The sequence below is a fragment of the Parvularcula maris genome (genome assembly GCF_024505085.1).
Taxonomy (GTDB): domain Bacteria; phylum Pseudomonadota; class Alphaproteobacteria; order Caulobacterales; family Parvularculaceae; genus Parvularcula; species Parvularcula maris.
In genome coordinates, this window is sequence record NZ_JANIBC010000015.1 from 1 (window position 1) to 19,197 (window position 19,197).

24 protein-coding genes are annotated in these 19,197 nt (G+C 66.0%); 14 read left to right on the forward strand and 10 right to left on the reverse strand.

Annotated features, from left to right (window positions below):
• Positions 1–134 precede the first annotated feature (134 nt).
• Positions 135–536 (forward strand): hypothetical protein, encoded by a 402-nt coding sequence (locus NOG11_RS12700; RefSeq protein ID WP_256620144.1) that lies wholly within the window; start codon positions 135–137, stop codon positions 534–536.
• A gap of 62 nt (positions 537–598) precedes the next feature.
• On the forward strand, positions 599–967 hold the full coding sequence (locus tag NOG11_RS12705) for an Mpo1-like protein (RefSeq protein WP_256620145.1): 369 nt from the start codon (positions 599–601) through the stop codon (positions 965–967).
• Here the strand turns inward: NOG11_RS12705 and gcvA are convergent.
• Entirely contained in the window at positions 918–1,826 is a 909-nt protein-coding gene (gene gcvA / locus NOG11_RS12710) for a transcriptional regulator GcvA (protein ID WP_256620146.1), read from the reverse strand. The genes NOG11_RS12705 and gcvA overlap by 50 nt on opposite strands.
• A gap of 116 nt (positions 1,827–1,942) precedes the next feature.
• On the opposite strand from gcvA, the gene cysG reads away from it, so the two are divergent.
• The 8 genes from cysG (at position 1,943) to NOG11_RS12750 (ending at position 8,228) form a co-directional block, all read left to right on the forward strand.
• A complete protein-coding gene (gene cysG / locus NOG11_RS12715; protein ID WP_256620147.1) occupies positions 1,943–3,328 on the forward strand; it encodes a siroheme synthase CysG in 1,386 nt (461 codons plus the stop codon).
• Entirely contained in the window at positions 3,325–3,693 is a 369-nt protein-coding gene (locus NOG11_RS12720; RefSeq protein ID WP_256620148.1) for a DUF2849 domain-containing protein, read from the forward strand. The genes cysG and NOG11_RS12720 overlap by 4 nt, the downstream gene beginning before the upstream one ends.
• A gap of 2 nt (positions 3,694–3,695) precedes the next feature.
• Positions 3,696–5,369, forward strand: coding sequence for a nitrite/sulfite reductase (locus tag NOG11_RS12725; protein WP_256620149.1), 1,674 nt, complete (start codon positions 3,696–3,698; stop codon positions 5,367–5,369).
• Positions 5,353–5,751, forward strand: a complete 399-nt coding sequence (locus NOG11_RS12730; RefSeq protein WP_256620150.1) for a DUF934 domain-containing protein — start codon at positions 5,353–5,355, stop codon at positions 5,749–5,751. Before NOG11_RS12725 ends, NOG11_RS12730 begins: the two co-directional genes overlap by 17 nt.
• The gene (locus NOG11_RS12735) at positions 5,748–6,464 is read left to right on the forward strand and encodes a phosphoadenylyl-sulfate reductase (protein WP_256620151.1); all 717 of its coding nucleotides are present in this window, start codon (positions 5,748–5,750) and stop codon (positions 6,462–6,464) included. Before NOG11_RS12730 ends, NOG11_RS12735 begins: the two co-directional genes overlap by 4 nt.
• 83 nt (positions 6,465–6,547) lie before the next feature.
• Positions 6,548–7,048, forward strand: coding sequence for a nuclear transport factor 2 family protein (locus NOG11_RS12740; protein WP_256620152.1), 501 nt, complete (start codon positions 6,548–6,550; stop codon positions 7,046–7,048).
• A gap of 310 nt (positions 7,049–7,358) precedes the next feature.
• Positions 7,359–7,730 carry a 30S ribosome-binding factor RbfA gene (gene rbfA / locus NOG11_RS12745; protein ID WP_256620153.1) on the forward strand — a complete coding sequence of 124 codons (372 nt, stop codon included), beginning with the start codon at positions 7,359–7,361 and terminating at the stop codon, positions 7,728–7,730.
• 114 nt (positions 7,731–7,844) lie between these two features.
• Positions 7,845–8,228, forward strand: coding sequence for a hypothetical protein (locus tag NOG11_RS12750; protein ID WP_256620154.1), 384 nt, complete (start codon positions 7,845–7,847; stop codon positions 8,226–8,228).
• A 34-nt stretch (positions 8,229–8,262) separates the two neighbouring features.
• Here NOG11_RS12750 and NOG11_RS12755 read toward each other — a convergent pair whose 3' ends face one another.
• The gene (locus NOG11_RS12755) at positions 8,263–9,615 is read right to left on the reverse strand and encodes a TrkH family potassium uptake protein (RefSeq protein ID WP_256620155.1); all 1,353 of its coding nucleotides are present in this window, start codon (positions 9,613–9,615) and stop codon (positions 8,263–8,265) included.
• Between the two features lie 11 nt (positions 9,616–9,626).
• On the reverse strand, positions 9,627–10,280 hold the full coding sequence (locus NOG11_RS12760) for a potassium channel family protein (protein WP_256620157.1): 654 nt from the start codon (positions 10,278–10,280) through the stop codon (positions 9,627–9,629).
• A 135-nt stretch (positions 10,281–10,415) separates the two neighbouring features.
• Here NOG11_RS12760 and truB point away from each other — a divergent pair, with 135 nt between their 5' ends.
• Both truB and NOG11_RS12770 read left to right on the forward strand, forming a co-directional pair.
• Complete coding sequence (gene truB, locus NOG11_RS12765) at positions 10,416–11,375, forward strand: tRNA pseudouridine(55) synthase TruB (protein WP_256620158.1); 960 nt, start codon at positions 10,416–10,418, stop codon at positions 11,373–11,375.
• A 153-nt stretch (positions 11,376–11,528) separates the two neighbouring features.
• Positions 11,529–11,792, forward strand: a complete 264-nt coding sequence (locus tag NOG11_RS12770; protein WP_256620159.1) for a hypothetical protein — start codon at positions 11,529–11,531, stop codon at positions 11,790–11,792.
• A 104-nt stretch (positions 11,793–11,896) separates the two neighbouring features.
• Here NOG11_RS12770 and NOG11_RS12775 read toward each other — a convergent pair whose 3' ends face one another.
• Together NOG11_RS12775 and NOG11_RS12780 are read right to left on the reverse strand one after the other, a co-directional pair.
• Positions 11,897–12,049, reverse strand: coding sequence for a hypothetical protein (locus NOG11_RS12775; RefSeq protein WP_256620160.1), 153 nt, complete (start codon positions 12,047–12,049; stop codon positions 11,897–11,899).
• Between the two features lie 31 nt (positions 12,050–12,080).
• Entirely contained in the window at positions 12,081–12,374 is a 294-nt protein-coding gene (locus NOG11_RS12780) for a hypothetical protein (RefSeq protein WP_256620161.1), read from the reverse strand.
• 124 nt (positions 12,375–12,498) lie between these two features.
• Here NOG11_RS12780 and NOG11_RS12785 point away from each other — a divergent pair, with 124 nt between their 5' ends.
• Positions 12,499–13,893: an amidohydrolase gene (locus tag NOG11_RS12785; RefSeq protein ID WP_256620162.1), complete on the forward strand. Its 1,395-nt coding sequence runs from the start codon at positions 12,499–12,501 to the stop codon at positions 13,891–13,893.
• Position 13,894: 1 nt separating this feature from the next.
• On the forward strand, positions 13,895–15,181 hold the full coding sequence (locus NOG11_RS12790) for an amidohydrolase family protein (protein WP_256620163.1): 1,287 nt from the start codon (positions 13,895–13,897) through the stop codon (positions 15,179–15,181).
• Positions 15,182–15,318: 137 nt separating this feature from the next.
• Here the strand turns inward: NOG11_RS12790 and NOG11_RS12795 are convergent, their stop codons facing one another.
• The 5 genes from NOG11_RS12795 to NOG11_RS12815 all read right to left on the reverse strand — a co-directional run bounded on the left by NOG11_RS12795 (position 15,319) and on the right by NOG11_RS12815 (position 19,109).
• The gene (locus tag NOG11_RS12795; RefSeq protein ID WP_256620164.1) at positions 15,319–15,594 is read right to left on the reverse strand and encodes an HPr family phosphocarrier protein; all 276 of its coding nucleotides are present in this window, start codon (positions 15,592–15,594) and stop codon (positions 15,319–15,321) included.
• Positions 15,591–16,010, reverse strand: coding sequence for a PTS sugar transporter subunit IIA (locus NOG11_RS12800; protein WP_256620165.1), 420 nt, complete (start codon positions 16,008–16,010; stop codon positions 15,591–15,593). The genes NOG11_RS12795 and NOG11_RS12800 overlap by 4 nt, the downstream gene beginning before the upstream one ends.
• Positions 16,007–16,456, reverse strand: a complete 450-nt coding sequence (locus NOG11_RS12805; RefSeq protein WP_256620166.1) for a hypothetical protein — start codon at positions 16,454–16,456, stop codon at positions 16,007–16,009. The genes NOG11_RS12800 and NOG11_RS12805 overlap by 4 nt, the downstream gene beginning before the upstream one ends.
• Positions 16,457–16,633: 177 nt before the next feature.
• Positions 16,634–18,445, reverse strand: a complete 1,812-nt coding sequence (locus NOG11_RS12810) for a sensor histidine kinase (protein WP_256620167.1) — start codon at positions 18,443–18,445, stop codon at positions 16,634–16,636.
• A complete protein-coding gene (locus NOG11_RS12815) occupies positions 18,414–19,109 on the reverse strand; it encodes a response regulator transcription factor (protein WP_256620168.1) in 696 nt (231 codons plus the stop codon). Before NOG11_RS12815 ends, NOG11_RS12810 begins: the two co-directional genes overlap by 32 nt.
• Positions 19,110–19,197: the final 88 nt, after the last annotated feature.

A 19,197-nucleotide genomic window follows, 5' to 3' on the forward strand; every position in this document is an offset into this window, starting at 1 on the left:
GCGACGACGTACCGCCCGCTCCAGCCTCCACCACACACAGCCGCCCACGGGCGGTCCCTGGTGCTGCCCCGCTCATCGACAGGAGCTCACCTCTCCGTTAGATTGGCTGCGCCAGAGGCAGGGGAGAACGGCATATGGATCACGGTTTCTTCGAGTTCGGTCAGATCGGGGTGTTCACCTTCGTCATCCTGATCGTCTTCATCGGCGGGTTGTTTCAGTATCTCCGGGTCCGCTCCACCAACGAGACCCTGCGCAAGCTGGCTGAGAGCGGCCAGCCCATCGACCGGGAGCTCCTTGGCTCGGTGCGCAGCACGGAGAGCGATGGCGGCCCGTCGAGCTACTTCGTCGGCGGCATCGTCACCATCGCGGCGGCCGCGGCGCTTTACGTGTTCGGCCAGCAGCTCGGCGACATCACCGGCGATCCGCAGCTAGGCCCGGTCATGCGGGCGGTGGCGGTCTTCCCGGCGTTCATCGGCGGGGCTCTCCTCGTGGCAGGTCTCGTCGTCGGCCTCACCCGCAAGGGCCGGACCGAGTAGGCGCCGTTTCCCCGCCGCAGCATTCGGTGGTATGAGCGTCTTGCCGAAAAGCAGGAGGCACCATGCGCGACTACACCAGTTTCGAGCAGTTCTGGCCGCACTATCTGCGCGAGCATGCGGATAAGGGCACGCGGATGCTGCACTATATCGGCACCGCACTGACCCTCGTCGTGGCTGCTGCGGCGATCCTGACCGGCAAGCTCTGGATGCTGCTCCTGATCCCGGTGGTGGGCTACGGCTTCGCCTGGGTCAGCCACGCCTTCGTCGAGCGCAACAAGCCCGCCACCTTCACCTATCCGCTCTGGTCGCTTCTGAGCGACTACCGCATGTTCTTCCTGGCGATCACCGGGCGTCTTGCGCCGGAGCTCGAGAAGGCGGGCGTCACCGGGCCTGAAGCGAGCGCTCCGCCTCGGCCTTCAGCCACCCCGTAAAGGCGGAGACATCAGGCAACACCGCCTTCGCCTCGGGATAGACCAGCCAGTAGGCGAAGTCCGTCGGCGTTTCGTGGGCGAAAGGAATGACCAGCCGCGCGGCTTCCAGGTCTGCCACGGCGAGCGCGTAGCGGGCCAGCGCCACCCCCTTGCCAGCCACCGCCGCCTCGATAGCGAGGGACGACTGGTTGAAGCGCGGGCCTCTCGTGCCGGAAGCGGCCTCGATGCCCGCCGCGCGCAGCCACATCTCCCAGTTGGGCATGCCGTCCTTGTCGCTGTCGTCGTGGATCAGCGTGTGGTGGGCGAGGTCCTCGGGCGAGCGTAGGGCGTTCTGTCCCTTGGTGAGGGCGGGGCTGCAGACGGGGACGATGGTCTCCCCCATCAGCCGCTCGCTCACGAGCCCGTCATAACCGCCGCGCCCGAACCGCACCGCCACATCCACATCGGCCGAGCCGAAATCGACGATCTCCATATCGGCGTGGACATAGATATCGGTCTCGGGGCGCTGCTGCTGGAAGTCGTCGAGCCTGGGCACCAGCCATTTGGAGGCGAAGGAGGGGGCGACCGAAACGGTGACCTTGGAGGGGCCTGTTCCGGCCTGCATCAACCTCGTTCCGGCAGCGAGACGGTCGAAACCCTCCCTCATCTGCGGCAGGGCAGCGAGGCCCGCTTCGGTGAGCTGCAGGCCCTTGGGGTCGCGGGTGAAGAGGGGCGTGCCGAGCCAGTTCTCCAGGATCCGCATCTGCTGGCTGATGGCACCGGGGGTCACTGCCAGCTCGTCGGCCGCTTTAGAAAAGCTCAAATGACGTCCGGCGGCCTCGAAGGCCCTGAGGGCGTTGAGGGGCGGTAGTTTTCTCATCTTGTCCTCCTCAGTGAGGAAACCTAATCGACTATCGGACGAACATTCGTTTGCTAGGCAGCTTTGGTGACACCAGATAGGCCTGACGCCGAAGTTGGATAGGTTTTCTTAAGATCATGCGCTACTTCCCCGCATTCATGGACCTCCAAGGCCGCGACGTTCTCGTTTCCGGTGCCGGCGAGCTCGCCGTTCGGAAGGCTCGTTTGCTGGCTCCTTCCGGTGCCAGGCTCACCTTCTTCATGGCCAGCGACCATACGCTTGCTGCTGATGAGTTCGCAGACCAAGCCAGATTTGTTGCAGGCCCCATCAGCGATTCTGCTTTTGAAAACAGCCCCGCCCTTCTGATCGCCGCAACCGGCGATCCGGGCGAGGACGAGCGCGCCGCAAAACTCGGCCGAGCCTACGGCGTGCCGGTCAACGCCGTGGACATGCCCGAGCTCTGCGACGTGGTGATCCCCTCGATCGTCGAGCGCGGCGACCTCGTCGTCGGCATCTCCACCGGCGGCGCTGCGCCTGTTTTGGGCCGGAGGCTGCGGGAGCGGCTGGAAGCGATGCTGCCCAGCCGTCTGGGCGATCTCGTGGCCTTCGCGAAGGAGCGCCGCGACATCGTTGCAGCTAAGCTCTCCCCCAAGGAGCGCCGCGCTTTCTGGGAGCGGTTCTTCGAAGGCCCCGCCCGCGATGCAGTGCTTTCAGGCAACCGGGCAAGGGCCGAGCAGGCTTTCGCCGACGAGCTGCAGGGCAGGACCGAAGGCCATGTCTTCATCGTCGGCGCAGGACCGGGCGACCCCGAGCTTCTGACCCTCAAAGCCCTGCGCGTCTGCCAGGAGGCCGATGTGATCCTGCACGACAACCTCGTCTCGGATGAGATTCTTGCCCTCTGCAGGCGGGATGCCGAGCGGGTCTATGTGGGCAAGAAGCGCTCGAACCATTCTCTGCCGCAGGAAGCCATCGGCCAGCTCATGGTGCGCCTCGCGCGTGAGGGCAAAAGGGTGGTGCGGCTCAAGGGCGGCGACCCCTTCATTTTCGGCCGCGGCGGCGAAGAGCTTGATGCGCTCAAGGCCGCTGGCGTGCCTGCCACGGTGGTGCCGGGCATCTCCGCCGCCATGGGCTGCGCGGCCAGCGCTGAGCTGCCGCTGACCTATCGGGGTATCGCCCAGTCGGCGACCTTCGTGACCGCCGAGGCCGGGAACGGCGCGGAAACCGGCATCGACTGGCAGGCGCTGGCGAGGCTGGGCGGCACGATCGTCGTCTATATGGGCGTGCGCAAGGCGTCGGGCGTGGCCCATGATCTGATCCAGGGCGGCCTCGCCCCCCAGACCCCTGTCGCCGTCATCGCCGACGGTACGAGGGATACGGAACGCGTCATCAGGGCCGATCTCGGCTCGCTGGGCACAGCGGCGGCGCAGATCGAGGCGCCGGGCCTTCTCGTCATCGGCGAGGTGGCCGCCATGGCGCGCGGCGAGGAGCTGATCGCGCTCGCCGAAGAAAGGAGCGCGGCATGAGCGACGCGAGACCAGACCCCAACCGCCAGCCGGTCAAGATCCAGGCCGGCGGCGTCAAGAAGGGCAAGAACCAGGGCCTGAAAGTGGTCACTGCTAACGACCTTCTCACCGGGGAGGTTATATACTTCACCATGGATCGTCAGTGGTCGGTCAGCCTCGACGAGGCCCATGCGGTGGAGGGGCAAGATGCGCTGAACCTTCTGACCGAGGCGGCACTGGACGAAGCAACCGCCGTCGGCCCTTATCTCATGGATGTGGAGGAGGACCTCTCCCCCTCCGGCCGCGGGCGCCTGCGCGAGCTGATCCGCGAGACCGGCCCGACCATCCACCCCGAGTTCGCTCGGGCGAAAGGAACGGTGCACTGATCATGTACGTCTATGACGAATATGACCGGGCCATGGTGCTCGACCGGGTGGAGGAGTTTCGCGGCCAAGTGCAGCGGCGCCTCTCCGGCGCGATCACCGAGGACGAGTTCAAGCCCCTGCGGCTGATGAACGGCCTCTATCTGCAGCTTCACGCCTATATGCTCAGGGTCGCGGTGCCCTACGGCACGCTCTCGCCGCATCAGCTTCGCGTCCTCGCCTCGGTAGCACGGGACTACGACCGCGGTTACGCCCATGTCAGTACGCGGCAGAACTTCCAGTTCAACTGGCCGAAGCTGAAGGATGTGCCGGACATCCTCGCGCGGCTCGCCGAGGCCGAGATGCACGGTATCCAGACCAGCGGCAACTGCATCCGCAACACCACCACTGATCCTTTCGCCGGTGCTGCCAAGGACGAGGTCGAGGACCCACGCGTCACTTGCGAGGCGATCCGTCAGTGGTCGACCTTCCACCCCGAGTTCTCCTTCCTGCCTAGGAAGTTCAAGATCGCCGTGACGGCGACGGCCCATGACCGCGCGGCGATCCAAGTGCACGATATCGGCCTCGAGATCGTTCGTAACGAGGCTGGCGAGGCAGGCTACCGCGTCCTGGTCGGCGGCGGGCAGGGGCGGACGCCCCATATCGGTCACTTCATCCGCGAGTTCCTACCGAAGGCGGAGCTTTTCTCCTATCTCGAAGCGATCCTGCGGGTCTATAACCTGCACGGACGGCGCGACAACCTCTATAAGGCGCGGATCAAGATCCTCGTCAGCGAGATGGGCGTCGAGGCCTTTGCGAAGGCTGTCGAGGAGGAGTTCGAGCATTTCCGGACCCTCGGGCCGGGCGGCTCGGTGGACCTTCCGCCTACCGAGTGGAAGCGGATCGCCTCTCATTTCGAAGGACCGAACCTCAGCCCCCGCGATACCGACAGCGCAGCCTTTGGCGATGCTCTTGGGCAGGACAAAGGCTTCGCCCAGTGGGTCAGGACCAATGTCCACCCCCACCGTCAGCCGGGCTATGTCTCGGTGACCGTCTCCCTCAAGCCGCAAGGCAAACCGCCGGGGGACATCACGGACGACCAGCTCGAAGCGTTGGCGGACATCGCCGAACGCCACGGCTATGGCGACGTGCGCACCACCCACGAACAGAACATGGTGCTGCCCCATGTAGCGCTGGACGATCTTCATACGGCCTACCAAGCGCTTAGCGAGGCGGGGCTCGGCACGGCCAATCACGGCCTCGTCTCGGACATCATCGCCTGTCCGGGGCTCGACTACTGCAACCTCGCTAACACCCGCTCCATCCCGGTGGCGAACCGCATCCAGGAGCGCTTCGCGGACATCGAGCAGCAGCAAGCGATCGGTGAGCTGAAGGTCAAGATCTCCGGCTGCATCAATGCCTGCGGCCACCACCATGTGGGTCATATCGGCATCTTGGGTGTCGATAAGAAAGGCGAAGAGTTCTACCAGCTCACCCTGGGCGGCAGCGCCGATGAGAACGCCGCCATCGGCGACATCGTCGGGCGCGGTCTGTCCACGGAGGAGGTGGTCGACGCCGTCGAGCGCGTGGTCGAGCGCTATCTCGAGCTACGAGGCTCACCGGAAGAACGCTTCATTGAGGCCTATCGCAGGGTCGGGGCGGAACCGTTCAAGGAGGCGCTCTATGCCGACGCTGTTTGACCTGCGCGAAGGTGCTGTCCGCCAGGAGGGCATTGAGCCATCCGTCAGCATACCCTCGGGCCGTGACCTGGTTGCCGAACCGCTCGACCTGGAAGGCGTCACCGCCATCCGCCTCGACATGCCCGGTTTCAAGGACGGGCGCGCCTTCAGCCAAGCGAGGCTGCTGCGCCAGCGCTTCGGCTTCGAAGGCGACCTGATCGTCGGCGGACACGTCCTGCCCGACCAGGCGCAGGCGATGCTCCGTGTCGGGGTGAACCTTGTCGAGCTCGCCGATGACGTGCGCGTCGACGCTTTCGCCCAAGGCGTGAAAGCCTACCGCTACGCTTATCAGCGCCCTGCGGAAGGCCGTCCGGTCTTCGAGCTGAGGAGGGAAGAGCGATGACTGCCGCCGTGCTTCAGATGCCTGCTCAGTCCCCTGAGGAACGTGTTCGCGCTCTATCGAAGGAGTTTTTTGGCGCCTCCGCCGAGGATATTCTCGAACGCGCTATCGCCCACGAGTTCGCCGGGGAGATTGCCCTTGTCAGCTCGTTCGGGGCGGAGTCGGGGGTGCTCCTGCACCTCGTCTCGCGGGTGGCGCCGGACACGCCGGTGATCTTCCTCGACACCCAAAAGCACTTCGCCCAGACCCTCACCCACCGCCGCAAGCTGGCAGCGAGCCTGGGGCTGACCGATGTGCGCGACATCACACCGAACGAAGAAGAGCAGCAGGCGGAGGACCGCACCGGCGACCTTTGGCGCCGCGACCCCGATGCCTGTTGCGACCTGCGCAAGGTCCGCCCGCTGAAGGGTGCACTCGACGGCTTCGATGCCTGGGTCACCGGGCGCAAGGCCTTTCACGGGGGCGGCCGCGCGCATCTTCCGGCGTTCGAGTGGAACGGCACCCACTTCAAGGTGAACCCGCTGGTAAGTTGGGCGCAAAGCGATGTCAAAGCGTACACGGAAAAGCACGACATCCCCGCCCACCCGCTGGTCGCACAAGGCTACCCCTCCATCGGCTGCTGGCCCTGCACCATGCCGGTGGAGGAGGGCGAGGATGTCCGCGCGGGCCGCTGGTCTGGCTCCGGCAAGGTGGAGTGCGGCATCCATACGAGATAGGCGGCTGCACAAAACTGGCGTCCGTCCCTTGCGCTTCGTTCATTCTTTCCCAGTTGGTACTCATCAATGAGGGAGGAAGAGACGTGCTACGATCACTGATAGGCGGCGCTATCGCCGCGGTCATGTCTTACGGCCTGGCTGCTGCAGAAGATCAGTCCAAAGACCTTCTGCATGAGACCATGCTGCTTCTCGATGGGCAGGTCTTCAGGGCCGCGTTCGAGACCTGCGACGTGGCCGTTCTCAAGCGGCTGATGACGGAGGATCTCGAGTTCTACCACGACAAGGGCGGCAAGACCGACACCCTGGACGGCTTCATCGAAAGCGTCGTGCCTGGCTGCAAAGAGCAGCGCGCAGGGAAAAGGCCCAAGGTCGATCGCGTCCTTTATCCCGAAACCGTCCAGGTGCGGACCTTGGGCGATTGGGGCGTGATGCAGACCGGCAAGCACGGCTTCTACGGCCCGGACGAAAAGGGGGAGAGGATCCTCTACGAGACGGGTCTTTTCACCCACCTCTGGAAGAAGGACGGAGACGGCTGGAAGATCGCCCGCGTCATCAGCTACGACCATCTGCCGCCTGCGAAGTGAGACCAGGCCACGTGCACGGTTTTCACGCCGCCCTGGTTCGTGTCCAGAACGGCTGCTGGCAAGGCGCGGAGCCGCCGGAAGGGCCATCCCCTTGTCTGGCTTCGCAACGAAGCCAGGGGCCGTTCTGGCCGAACCCCGAAGGGGTCGCGGCTGAAGACCGCCGCTGCCGCGTCAGTCCTCCTCGAATATGCCAGCATGTCCTTCGTCGTCCTTCCTAACATCGCCCGCCTTCAGCCTTGACCAGGGCGGCGTGAAACCCGTGCACGGGGCCTAGCTTGCTAGGCCCCGCCGCCGGCCCTACCTCTAGCGGATGTCCAGAAGCCGCCACACGACCAAAGCCCCCTCCCAGCGCCAGCTTCGCGCCGGTGAGCTGATCCGTCACGAGCTCGCGCAGATCCTCCAGCGCGAGGAGGTGCATGACGACAGCCTGTTCGGGCTCAACGTGACGGTGACCGAGGTGCAGGCCTCGCCCGACCTGCGCAACGCCACCGTCTACGTCACCACCCTCGGCGGGCAGGAGACCGACGATGCGGTGCGGCGACTTTCGGTTGCGTCGGCGAAGATCCGCCGCGTGCTGGCGCCGAAGCTCGCCATGAAGTTCATCCCCGACCTTCATTTCAAGCGCGACGCCAGCTTCGACACGGCGGACAGGATCGACCAGCTCCTGCGTCAGGGCCGCTAGTTTCGACCCTGCCCAAGATCGGGTCTAGCCGGACCCGTTCTGAATTGTTAATGAGACGTTAGAGAAACCAGTACGCAGGGCGCCAGGGAGCCTCGCGGACCTTTGGAGGGTGGCATGTTTTTCCGGCGGAAGAAGAACGAGGACGAGTTCGAGCAGAGCTTCGGTGACGAGCCGAAGGTCGAGGGCAGCCTTCCCGACCTCGTCGAGGAGGAGCCTCAGCAGTCGCTCGCCCCCGTGCCGGGACACACCGCACCGGCGCTGGCCGGGGAGACCACCATCCGCCTCTTCCCCGGCTTTGAGACCGAGGACTTCGAGGTTGGTTTCGCCACCGAAATGGGTGATCCGAACTTAGTGATGCGCTGGAAGGACGGCGGCGAGTGGTTCACCGTGCCCGCCATGTTCAACCGCGCCGTCCTGTCCTCCATGGACGAGCGCGAAAGCGCCAACGACCTGCCTCGCCTCCTGCGCAGCTACGGCTACGACGTCGGTGGGCATTGATCCTTCCAGCGTGGCTTAGGGTACGACTTTCCGATCAGCCCAAATAGATCGGGCTCGACGGGTACCTCACCCGCGGCGGCGTCTTGGTGGCGAGGAAGAATCCCAAGGTCAGCGGTCCGACCCGGCCAATGAACATCAAGAAGCAGATCACCGCGCGACCCATCTGGGACAGCTCGCCGGTCACCCCCTGGCTGAGCCCTACCGTGCCGAAGGCCGATGCCGCCTCGAAGAGAAGCTCGAGGAAGTCACCGTCCTCGCTCAGCACCAGCACGAAGAGAGAGCCGACGATGATGCTGGCGCCGATGGTGATCAGCGCCATGACCTTGAGCACCTGATCGAGGGCGATGCCGTGACCGAAGGCGTTGAGCCGGTCCTGCCGCCTGAAGAAGGCGGCGGTGGCCAGCATGGCGAGAAGGAAGGTCGTGACCTTGATCCCGCCAGCGGTGGAGGTCGGGCCGCCGCCGATCACCATGAGGACGATGGTCAGAAGGGTAGTACCGTCCCTCATCCCGGCGGTGTCGGTGGTGTTGAAGCCCGCCGTCCTCGGCGTCACCCCCTGAAACCAGGACACCCAAAGCCTGTCCCCTAGGCCCGGCAGGCTGCCGAGGGTCTGCGGGTTGTTCCACTCGAGAAGGGCGAAGCCCCCCGCGCCGATGACGATCAGAAGCGCCGTCCCCGCCAGCATCAGCTTGGTATGCAGGCTGTACTGCCGCCACCCCCTCCGCCGGGACAGGTCGGACAGGACAGCGAAGCCCAGACCCCCGACAATGAAGAGGGCGGTGATGACGATGTTGACCAGCGGGTTCGACGCGTACCGGGTCAGACTGTCCGGGTTCAAGGAGAAGCCTGCATTGTTGAAGGCGGAGATCGAGTGGAAAAGCGCGTGCCAGAGCCCCTCGCCGAACCCCATCTCGGGCACCATGACAAAGGCCAGAAGCGCAAAGCCGAGAAGGACCGCGACGAGCACCACCTGAAAGATGACGGTGACGAGGCGCAGAAGCTGGTGAACCGAGGTCTGACCGAGATCCTCCTGGAGGAAGAGCTTCTGCGGTAGGCCGATGGGCAGCCCCAAGGAGGAGAGCACGATAACCGCAAAGGTCATCAGGCCCAGGCCGCCAAGCTGGATGAGTGCGGCGATCACCGCCTGGCCGAAAACGCTAAGTTCGCTACCGGGGTCGATCACGACGAGACCTGTCACCGTCACCGCCGAAGTGGCCATGAAGACCGCGTCCGACCAGGTGATGACGGTGATGCTGGCCACGGGCAGACGCAGCAGGACCGCCCCCAGACCGATCAGCCCCGCATAAAGAAAGGCGAGAAGGGCAGGGGGAGGCAGATGGATCGTCCCGCCCCGGACCAAGCTCGCTAGGCCTCTCGCTCTTGCCACGACCGCCTTGCCTAGTTGCGATCCACGAAGGACCGCATGGCCGGTCGCGTGCCGATGAGGAACAGGCTGTCGCCCTCGGCGACCTCCTCGTCCCCGCCGCAGGCCACGGGCACCTTGCCGCGTAAGAGTCCGAGGCAGCGAAGGTCGTAGCGACGCTCGAAGGGTATGGCAGCGAGCTTCTGGCCGTGCACGCAGCGCGGCGCCTCCACAAAGGCGAGGTGCAGCTCGCTGGTGAGGCGGACCGAGCCGCGCATGAGGGGGTTATGGAGGGACTGGGCGACGAGCTCCCCGAAGCTCTCCTCGGGGGTGAGTATCCGGTCGATCCCCACCTGCTGCAGAATGCGGTGATGGGTGGAGGATGCGGCCTTCGCCCAGACCTCGGGCACGCCGGTATCCTTGGCGTTCATCACGGCGAGAAGGTTGGCCTCGAGGTCGGACGCCATGCAGATCACCGCGACGTCGTAGGAGCCGAGCCCCGCCTCGGCGAGTGCCTTGGGCTCCCGCGCATCGAGGATCACCGAGCGGGTGAGGTCGTCGGCGAGCCTTGCGACCACCGACTCGTCCCTGTCGATGCCCAGCACATGGTCGCCGAACCTGGCGAGGTGCCTCGCCATGGCGGCCCCGAACGTGCCGAGCCCTATCACTGCGATACTGCGCGCTGTCATGCCGCCCCGTCCTTCAAAAGCGATGGAGTAATGGGGTGAGACGCCGTTTGGTTCGTTCGCGCAAGAGCGCTTGACCGGCGCGCGTCAGCCTTTATGCCCCTCCGCCATTTCTAAGTTCTAGCGGAGGCACGGCGGATGGCGCGGCGTAAGAAGGGCCGGAAGGTTCATGGCTGGCTGATCCTCGACAAGTCCTATGATGTAGGCTCGACGGAGGCGGTCTCGCGCATGCGCTGGTTCGCGGAGGCGCAGAAGGCGGGACATGCGGGCACGCTGGACCCGCTCGCCACGGGCATCCTGCCGATCGCCTTCGGGGAGGCGACCAAGACCGTGCCCTTCGTTCAGGAAGGGCTGAAGACCTACCGCTTCACCGCGCGTTGGGGGTTGCGGACCTCCACCGATGACCGCGAGGGCGAGGTGACGGAGGAGAGCGCTAAGCGTCCCTCTAGGGAAGAGATCGAGGCGGTGCTGCCTCGTTTCGAGGGCGAGATCGAACAGGTGCCGCCTCAGTTTTCAGCCGTCCTGGTGGACGGCGAGCGCGCCTACGACCTCGCCCGCGACGGCGAGAAGGTGGAGCTCAAACCCCGCATCGTCGACATCGAGGAGCTGCGCCTGGTCGAGCAGCCGGACGAGGACCACGCCGTCTTCGAGGCGGTGGTGGGCAAAGGCACCTATGTGCGCGCCCTCGTCCGCGACATCGCCGAGGCGCTGGGTACGGTGGCTCACGTTTCCGCGCTGCGCCGCACCCGCGTCGGCCCCTTTGGCGAGGAGCAGGCGGTGACGATGGAGGAGGTGACCGGCCAGCCGGACGAGCTGCGCCTGACCCCCGAGCACCGCGACCATGAGCGCTTCGACGGCTTTCTCGTCCCCGTCGGCGAGGCGCTGGCTGACTACCCTAAGGAGAAGGTGGCGGGCTTCGAGGCGGACAGGCTCCGCTCCGGCCAGGGCATCGTCCTCATCCCGCCCCGCGCCAAAGCACTGCGAGCCGGGGAGGCAGGTGAGCTCGACGTAGTGCTGGCAGAGGATGATCAGGGGGAGGTGGCGCTCTGCCGCCTGGACGGTCTGACGCTGCAGCCGACCAAGGTGTTCGTTCACTGAGAGAACCCGAGCCGTATGGTAGGTCAGGTAAGGCTCGTGTAAGCGGTAGGAACGACGAAGAGGAGTGTCAGCGTTATGCGTGGTTGGTCGAGGGTTTGGGTTTGTTGTGCTCTACTGATGGGCTGCGCCTCAAGCGGTTCCGGTACCGGTACCATGCTTACCAGGGCCGATTACGAGGCTGAGGTGGATTGCGCCGACTATGCGAGCGTTGAGCAGTGCTCATGTGTCAAGGAGACGGCGTATCGAGGCCAGGGCGACGTTCCCCTCTCCACGCTGACCGCAGGGCGTCTGACCCCCGAACAGCAGAAGCTGGCCGACCGAAACGTCAAAATCCTAACCTTGGCGATGTCCGTCGGGGCAGCCGAGACGTCTTGCGGTGTGCCCAAGGCGGAGACGCCTGATCAGGATTCCGATTAGTAGGGATGGCGGACTACCGGACATTCCGGGGCAAGACTGAGATGTAGAGAGTTCCGGAAAGAGGTGGGCGGCCAACCATTGCAGGATCAGCCGCCTTCAATGGTCTACTCTTCCTCTTCGCTCTCGCGAGCTTGGTCCTGGGCTTTCGCCTGGCCGGTCTCGTCCTCGACGGTGGCTTGGATACGCTGGGCTTCGTCGGTGGTCTGCTCGCGGTAGCGGTCCATCGTGCTGTCGTCGGTCATGGGTAGCTTGCGCATAGGGTTCTCCTCCTGAGTGCGGCTTTTCGAACTAGTGGTGGTCGCCGCCCTCATGGCGGTCGATGAACTTGACGAAGCGGCTGGTGCTGCCGTCGGCGGTTTCCTCCTGGAGGAGGGCGGCCAGCTCGTTCTTCTCGAAGGTGTTGAAGAAGCTGTTCCAGTCGGTGGTGGCGAGGTCGCCCTCCTCGTCCTGGAACTTGATGCGCAGGACGCCGCCTGCCTCGCCCTTTTCCTGGGTGTCGGCCACGAAGGCGGGCTCGCCGCCGCGCGCTTCGGCCCACTGCCTGATCGTGTCGTGGTCGGTGGTGGTCTGCGTGTCGCCCATAAAAGGCACCTCCTCTTCTACCCGTCCTGACACGCCGCAGATGAGCCGCGTTCCCCTGTTGCCGATGGGTCAGGGTTCCGTCAGAGAGGCTGTTTGACGGTGAATGGCAGCCTGGAGGAACGCGATGACGATGAGACGGCTCTTGATGGGGATCGGCCTTGCGGGCCTTGCCGCCTGCGGTTCCGGGGAAGACGGACGAAGCGCCTATCCCAACCCCGACCCCTTCCCCTCCACCTACGAGCCCTACCCGTCGGAGAACATGGTCATCCAGGGTGCGACGATCCTGACCGGCACGGGGAAGCGGATCGAGAACGGCTCCGTCCTGGTCCTCGGCGGCAAGATCCAGGCCGTCGGCGAGGCGGGCGAGCTCGACGTGCCGCGCGGCTTCACCGTGGTCGATGCGGAAGGCAAGTACGTCACGCCCGGCATCATCGACCTTCACAGCCATCTCGGCGTCTATCCGAGCCCCTCCAACGCCTCGACCTCGGACGGCAACGAGGCGACCTCACCCAACACCGCCGGGGTCTGGGCCGAGCACTCGATCTTCCCCCAGGACGCAGGCTTCGGCAGAGCTTTGGCGGGAGGGATCACCTCGCTCCACATCATGCCGGGCTCGGCGAACCTCTTCGGCGGACGGACCGTCACGGTCAAGAACGTCCCTTCACGGACGGTCCAGGGGATGAAGTTCCCCGGCGCCCCCTACGGCATCAAGATGGCCTGCGGCGAGAACCCCAAAAGGGTCTACGGATCGCGCGGCGGCCCCGCCACCCGCATGGGCAATTTCCGCGGCTACCGCCAGGCCTGGATCGACGCCAAGGCGTATAAGGACGAGTGGGACGGCTATGCCCGTAGCGTCGAGGCTGGCGAAGGCGGGAAGGCGCCGCGCCGCGACCTCGACAAGGAGACATTGGCGGGCGTTCTCGCAGGCGACATCATCGTCCACATGCACTGCTACCGGGGCGACGAGATGGTGCAGGTCCTCGATATGGCCGAGGAGTTCGGTTACGAGGTCGGCACCTTCCACCACGCCATCGAGGCCTACAAGGTCGCCGACATCCTGGCCGAGAACGATGTGTGTGCCGCCGTCTGGGCCGATTGGTGGGGCTTCAAGCTCGAAGCCTATGACGCCGTGCGCGAGAACGCGGCCCTCGTCGCCAACCAGCCGAACGGCTGCGTGGTGATCCACTCGGACGATCCCAACGGCGTCCAGCGCCTCAACCAGGAAGCGGCCAAGGCCATGGCTGACGGGCGGGCTCTCGGCATCGACATCGCGCCGGAGGAGGCGATCACCTGGATCACGGCGAACCCGGCCAAGGCGGCGGGCATCCTCGACCGCACCGGTACGCTGGAGAGTGGCAAGGACGCCGATCTCGTCATCTGGGACCAGGACCCCTTCTCCGTCTACGCACGGCCTGAGAAGGTCTTCGTGGACGGCGCCTTGATGTTCGACCGCGAGGACGAGACCCGTCAGCCGGTCTTCGACTACGAGCTCGGCCAGTCCGCGCTGGAGGATGCATAACATGCTGAAACGTACCCTGATCGCCTCGCTTCTCCTCACCGGCACGGCCCTCGCGCAGGAGGGGCCTTTGGTCATCACCAATGCCGAGCTGCACATGACGTCCGAGGACGGCGACGTCATCGAGAACGGCCAGCTGGTCATGCGCGGCGGTAGGATCGTTGCCGTGGGCGCGAATGTCTCCCAGCCGAGCGGCGCGACCGTCATCGACGCGGGCGGCATGCCGGTGACGCCCGGCTTCTTCGTGCCCATGTCGGGGATCGGGCTGACCGAGATCGGCGCCGTGCAGGAGGCCAACGATGCGTCCACGGACAACGAAGCGCTCTCGGCGGCGCTCGATGCCCGCGACGGCTATAACGAGGACACGAGCGTCATCGACGTGACCCGCGCGGGCGGCATCACCCGCGCCTATGTCACCCCCGATGCGGGCGGCACGCTGTTCGGCGGCTGCGGCATGGTGATCGCCATGGAGCGTGGGCCGGGCTCGATCATGGAGGGCTGCATCGGCCAAGTCGCCACCTTGGGCGAGGGCGCGGCGAGAAGCGCCGGCGGCAGCCGCCAGGCGGGCATCGCCATGTTCCGCCGGGCGCTCGAGGACGCACTTCTCTACGATGAGGACCCAGAAGCCTACGCCCGGTCCGACCACCACAACCGCCTGTCGGTCGAGGACGCCCGCGGCCTCGCTCCGGCGGCGACAGGCGAGCAGCTTCTCCTCGTCGACGTCAACGGCGCTTCGGACATCCGCCGGGTGCTGAGCATGAAGGACGAGTACGAGCTGGACCTCGTCATCGTCGGCGGGGCGGAGGCCTACAGGCTCGCCGAGGACGTGGCCGATGCGGATGTACCGGTCATCATCAACCCGATCGCCAACCTGCCCTCCAACTTCGAGCGCATGGGCTCGACCATGGAGGCGGCTTCGAGGCTTGCCGATGCCGATGTGACGGTGGCGTTCTACGACACTGGTACGGGGTACACGCACAATGCGAGGCTCCTGCCCCAGCTCGCGGGCAACGCGGTCGCCTCCGGCATGGACCACGCCGAAGCGATGCGTGCTGTCACCCTGGGCCCCGCGACGATCTTCGGCGTCGAGGATGCGCTGGGCACGCTGGAGCGCGGCAAGCTGGGCGATGTGGTGATCTGGGACGGCGACCCCTTCGAGGTCACCTCCCGGCCTCTTCATGTCTTCATCGAGGGCGAGGAGAAGAGCCTCGAGAACCGTCAGAGCAAGCTGGCCGAGCGGTACAAGGACCTCGGCCGCGGCGACAGGCCTTTTCAGTATCGGAACAGGTAGACACCTGCATTCCAGCGGCCTCCCCCTCAGCCTGCCGGCAGCTCCCCCTCACGGAGGGGGAGCGTTCCTCAAACCAACGCTCGTTCTGCTTCCCTCCCCCACCAGTGGGGGAGGTGCCCGAAGGGCGGAGGGGGCAGCTACTCCTCCTCGTGAAAGCCCGCTTCGATCAGCTCACGGACGGCCTTCACCGCTTCCTCCGCATCGGGACCTTCGGCGCGCAAAGTTACCTTACTGCCCTTTCCTGCGCCGAGCATGAGGAGCGCCATCAGGGAGCGGGCACCGACGGCTGTGCCGTCCTTGGACACCTCGATGCGCGACTGGAAGGCGCTGGCGGTCTCGCATATCTTGGCGGCGGCGCGGGCGTGGAGGCCGCGCATGTTGACGATGGTGACCCTGGCCGAGGCCTCGCTCACGCCGCTCCCTCTTCGCCCTTCAGTACCCAGGAGGCAACGGAGATGTATTTCCGGCCCGCCTCGTGGGCGCCCTTGACCGCCTCGTCTCGCGGCGTCGCGGTGCGGTAGTTTTCCGGCGCGAGCTTGATCAGCATGGGGAGGTTGACGCCTGCGATGACCTCGGCATTGGCCTCCTCCATCACGGCGATGGCGAGGTTGGATGGGGTGCCGCCGAACATGTCGGTGAGAATAATCGCGCCTTCCTCGCCGCTCGCCTCGGCGCAGGCGCGGACGATGTCCCGGCGGCGCTTCTCCATGTCGTCATCGGCCTCGATGCAGACGGCGCGAAGCCCCGGCTGGGGTCCGACCACGTGAAGGGCGGCCTGGAGTAGCTCCTTGGCCAGCTGCCCGTGGGTGACGACGACGATCCCGATCATGAAGACGCTCCGTGGTTTGACGGCCCAGGTTCGAATCCGCACCACAAGCTCTCGCCGGATGCAAGGGAGGAAAGTTGAAGGCGCAGGGCTGCTGCCGCGGGAAAGGCAGGGACTTCGATGACGGATGCCTCCGGGAGCTCGGGCGCGGGCGCGCCCACGCTGACAGCCCACCTGATGGATAGCGCTTCGCACCCCCTGACCCGCGCGATGCCCAGGCCGCGCAGGTGGAGGAGGGGGCCGAGCTCGCCGAGTAGGGCGCGGCCATCGCTATCGAGGCGGACGAGGTCGTCGGCGATGAGGGCGGTGCGCCGGTAGGGGCAGTGGGCGATCAGCTCGGCGGCCAGCGCCGACTTGCCGGAGCCTGGAGGGCCGCAGAGGAGAAGGCCTTGAAGGGGTTCTTGTTCGGTCAGCGCGATGCCTAGAGCCGTGCCGTGGAGGGCGGTCACTCGGTCGCTACGGGCCGCCGCAGCCCCCTCCGCCCTTCGGGCACCTCCCCCACTAGTGGGGGAGGGAGACAGAACCGGCGCTGCGATTGACTTCGCTCCCCCTCCCCGAGGGGGAGCTGCCGGCAGGTTGAGGGGGAGGGGCCGAAGCGTTCGCCACAAAAACGAACGCCGAGCCTCTTACGCTTCCCCGCCCTTCTGCACCGGTAGCTCCACCAGGAACCTGGCGCCTCCCGGTTGGTCGCTGAACTGGGGGTCGAGGGGCGGCATGTTCTCGCACCAGATGCGGCCGCCATGGCTCTCGCAGATCTGCCGGGCGATGGCGAGGCCGAGGCCTGAATTGGCGCCGAAGTTCTCGCCATTGCCGCGCTTGGTGTAGAAACGGTCGAAGACATGTTCGAGGTTCTCCTCCGGCACGCCCGGCCCCTCATCGGAGACGGTGATGACGAGGGGTGCACCCTGGCGAACCGGTTTCTCGAGCGCAACGGTCACGGCGCCGGTGGGCGGGGAGAAGCTGACGGCGTTGTCCACCAGGTTGCGGATCACCCGGCCAAGCGCGGAGGGGGCGCCATAGACCTTCAGCTTGCCGTCCGTATCGTCCCAGAAATTGACCCTGGGGCCGCCCGCCTTGGTCACAGCCCCGTAGCTGCCCGCCACATCGCCCGCGAGCTTGGACGCGGAGAGGGTGGTGCGCTTCTCGGTGGCGAGCTGCGCATCGAGGCGGGAAGCGCCAGCAATGTCCGAGATCAGCCGGTCCATGCGCTCGACATCGGAGGCGATGACCCGGAAGAGCCGCGTCTTTTGCTCGTCGGTCTGGCACTTCTCGAAGGTCTCGACGGCGGAGCGGATCGAGGTGAGGGGGTTTTTGAGCTCGTGGCTCACATCGGCGGCGAAGTCGTCGATGCTCTCGATGCGGTGGGTCAGCGCCTCGGTCATGGCGCGGAACGAGCGCGAGAGGCGGCCCACCTCGTCCTGGCGGTGATCGAGATTAGGAAGCTTCACCTGGCCCGCCCGCCCGACGCAGGAGCGCACCTTGTCGGCAGCGTTCGCAAGCTGGCGGAGGGGCTGGGTGATCGCGGCCGTCAGGGTGACGGCGGAGAAGCTCGACAGGGCGAAGACGGTGACGAGGAGGGGCAGGAGCAGCGTGCCGAGCCTGGCGCTGACGGCCTCGACATCGGTGCTTTCGGCGATGACCAGCGCCTGGACCTTGCCGTCCTGAAGAAGCGGTAGGGCCGCCGCCGCGTGGAGCGCGCCGCCCTGATGGTAGCGCAGCCTCGTTCCGCCGCGGCTGTCACCGCGCAGGATGCGGACGGCATCGGTCTCCGGGGGCAGGGTGCTGATGCGCTCCTTGAGGGGCAGCTCGAAGAGGAGCTTGCCGAGAAGACCGCTCGCCAGCGCCTGGCCGCGGGAGACGAGGGAGGCTTCGGGTATGGCGGCGGGGATGGGGACGGCCTCCGGCTTGACCTCGGCCGCGCTGCCGCTCTCGGCCACCTGGCGCAGCTTGCCGCCGTCGAGGACGTAGTAGGAGAGCCTGCCGTCGAAGCCCTTGGCCGCCTCGGTCAGCACCAAGGTGGCGGTGATCGGGTCGCCGACGCAGCTCCCGTCGCCGCAGATGCCGAGGGCTTCGGAGGAGAGAGCAGCGCGAGCGAGGGAGGCCTGCCGCTCGATGGTCTCGAGCCGGGCCTCGATCAGCCCGTCGCGATAGGCAGAGAGCCCCAGCCCGGCAAAGACGAGGAGGATCGCCGCCAGCGTGTTGCCGATGAGCAGCGCGCCGCCGAAGCGGGAGAAGACGTTGCGGCTCCGGCGCACCTTGGTGGCTTTGGGGAAGGCAGCACGAGCCTCCTCACGGCTGCGCGCAGCCGCTTCGGCAGCCTTGCGCAGCGCGTTCTCACCGGCCTTCTCGGCAGGCTCCCGTCCCTCGGCATGCTCCTTCGCGCGAAGGCGAAGGAGGCTTGCGGGGTCAATCCGTTTTGTACTTGTAGCCGACGCCATAGAGGGTCTCGATCCCGTCAAAGGCAGGGTCCACCTGCCTGAACTTCTTGCGGATGCGCTTGATGTGGCTGTCGATGGTGCGGTCATCGACATAGATCTCGTCGTCATAGGCCGCGTCCATCAGCGAATCGCGCGATTTGACGAAGCCTGGCCTGTTGGCCAGCGACTGCAGGATCAGGAACTCGGTCACGGTCAGGGTCACCTCCGATCCCTTCCAGGCGCAGGCGTGGCGCGGCGCATCGAGGGTGAGGCTGCCGCGGCGCAGGACCTCCGAACCGCCCGCCTCCTCCTGCGGAGCCGAGGTCGCCCGGCGCAGCACCGATTTGATCCGCTCCAGAAGAAGCCGCTGGCTGAAAGGCTTCTTGACGTAGTCGTCGGCCCCCATCGTCAGGCCCAGCATCTCGTCGATCTCTTCATCTTTGGAGGTCAGGAAGATGAAGGGCACCGAGCTCTCGGCGCGCAGGCGGCGCAGAAGCTCCACCCCGTCCATGCGGGGCATCTTCACATCGGACAGGACGAGGTCGGGGCTCTTGGCGAGGATACCGTCGAGGGCGGAGGAGCCGTCGGTGAAGGTCCTGACGCCGTAGCCCTCTGCCTCGAGGGCGATCGAGACCGAGGTCAGGATGTTCTCGTCATCGTCGATCAGCGCGATGGACGCAGTCATCAGCCGTCACTCCCACCTTCCCCAGCGGACACTAGTCCTAAGACGCAAAGGTAGGAGGGCGGTGAAAAGGGCGGGGCAAATTGCAAGG

Excerpts from the sequence above, each read along its gene's own strand:
- NOG11_RS12800 (WP_256620165.1), bottom strand. The coding sequence starts at position 16,010 with ATGATCGGGATCGTCGTCGTCACCCACGGGCAGCTGGCCAAGGAGCTA.
- NOG11_RS12770 (WP_256620159.1), top strand. The coding sequence starts at position 11,529 with ATGCTTACCAGGGCCGATTACGAGGCTGAGGTGGATTGCGCCGACTAT.
- rbfA (WP_256620153.1), top strand. The coding sequence starts at position 7,359 with ATGTCCAGAAGCCGCCACACGACCAAAGCCCCCTCCCAGCGCCAGCTT.
- NOG11_RS12780 (WP_256620161.1), bottom strand. The coding sequence starts at position 12,374 with ATGGGCGACACGCAGACCACCACCGACCACGACACGATCAGGCAGTGG.
- NOG11_RS12815 (WP_256620168.1), bottom strand. The coding sequence starts at position 19,109 with ATGACTGCGTCCATCGCGCTGATCGACGATGACGAGAACATCCTGACC.
- NOG11_RS12705 (WP_256620145.1), top strand. The coding sequence starts at position 599 with ATGCGCGACTACACCAGTTTCGAGCAGTTCTGGCCGCACTATCTGCGC.
- NOG11_RS12785 (WP_256620162.1), top strand. The coding sequence starts at position 12,499 with ATGACGATGAGACGGCTCTTGATGGGGATCGGCCTTGCGGGCCTTGCC.
- NOG11_RS12750 (WP_256620154.1), top strand. The coding sequence starts at position 7,845 with ATGTTTTTCCGGCGGAAGAAGAACGAGGACGAGTTCGAGCAGAGCTTC.
- NOG11_RS12720 (WP_256620148.1), top strand. The coding sequence starts at position 3,325 with ATGAGCGACGCGAGACCAGACCCCAACCGCCAGCCGGTCAAGATCCAG.
- NOG11_RS12775 (WP_256620160.1), bottom strand. The coding sequence starts at position 12,049 with ATGCGCAAGCTACCCATGACCGACGACAGCACGATGGACCGCTACCGC.
- truB (WP_256620158.1), top strand. The coding sequence starts at position 10,416 with ATGGCGCGGCGTAAGAAGGGCCGGAAGGTTCATGGCTGGCTGATCCTC.
- NOG11_RS12790 (WP_256620163.1), top strand. The coding sequence starts at position 13,895 with ATGCTGAAACGTACCCTGATCGCCTCGCTTCTCCTCACCGGCACGGCC.
- gcvA (WP_256620146.1), bottom strand. The coding sequence starts at position 1,826 with ATGAGAAAACTACCGCCCCTCAACGCCCTCAGGGCCTTCGAGGCCGCC.
- NOG11_RS12760 (WP_256620157.1), bottom strand. The coding sequence starts at position 10,280 with ATGACAGCGCGCAGTATCGCAGTGATAGGGCTCGGCACGTTCGGGGCC.
- cysG (WP_256620147.1), top strand. The coding sequence starts at position 1,943 with ATGCGCTACTTCCCCGCATTCATGGACCTCCAAGGCCGCGACGTTCTC.
- NOG11_RS12735 (WP_256620151.1), top strand. The coding sequence starts at position 5,748 with ATGACTGCCGCCGTGCTTCAGATGCCTGCTCAGTCCCCTGAGGAACGT.
- NOG11_RS12700 (WP_256620144.1), top strand. The coding sequence starts at position 135 with ATGGATCACGGTTTCTTCGAGTTCGGTCAGATCGGGGTGTTCACCTTC.
- NOG11_RS12810 (WP_256620167.1), bottom strand. The coding sequence starts at position 18,445 with ATGGCGTCGGCTACAAGTACAAAACGGATTGACCCCGCAAGCCTCCTT.
- NOG11_RS12730 (WP_256620150.1), top strand. The coding sequence starts at position 5,353 with ATGCCGACGCTGTTTGACCTGCGCGAAGGTGCTGTCCGCCAGGAGGGC.
- NOG11_RS12725 (WP_256620149.1), top strand. The coding sequence starts at position 3,696 with ATGTACGTCTATGACGAATATGACCGGGCCATGGTGCTCGACCGGGTG.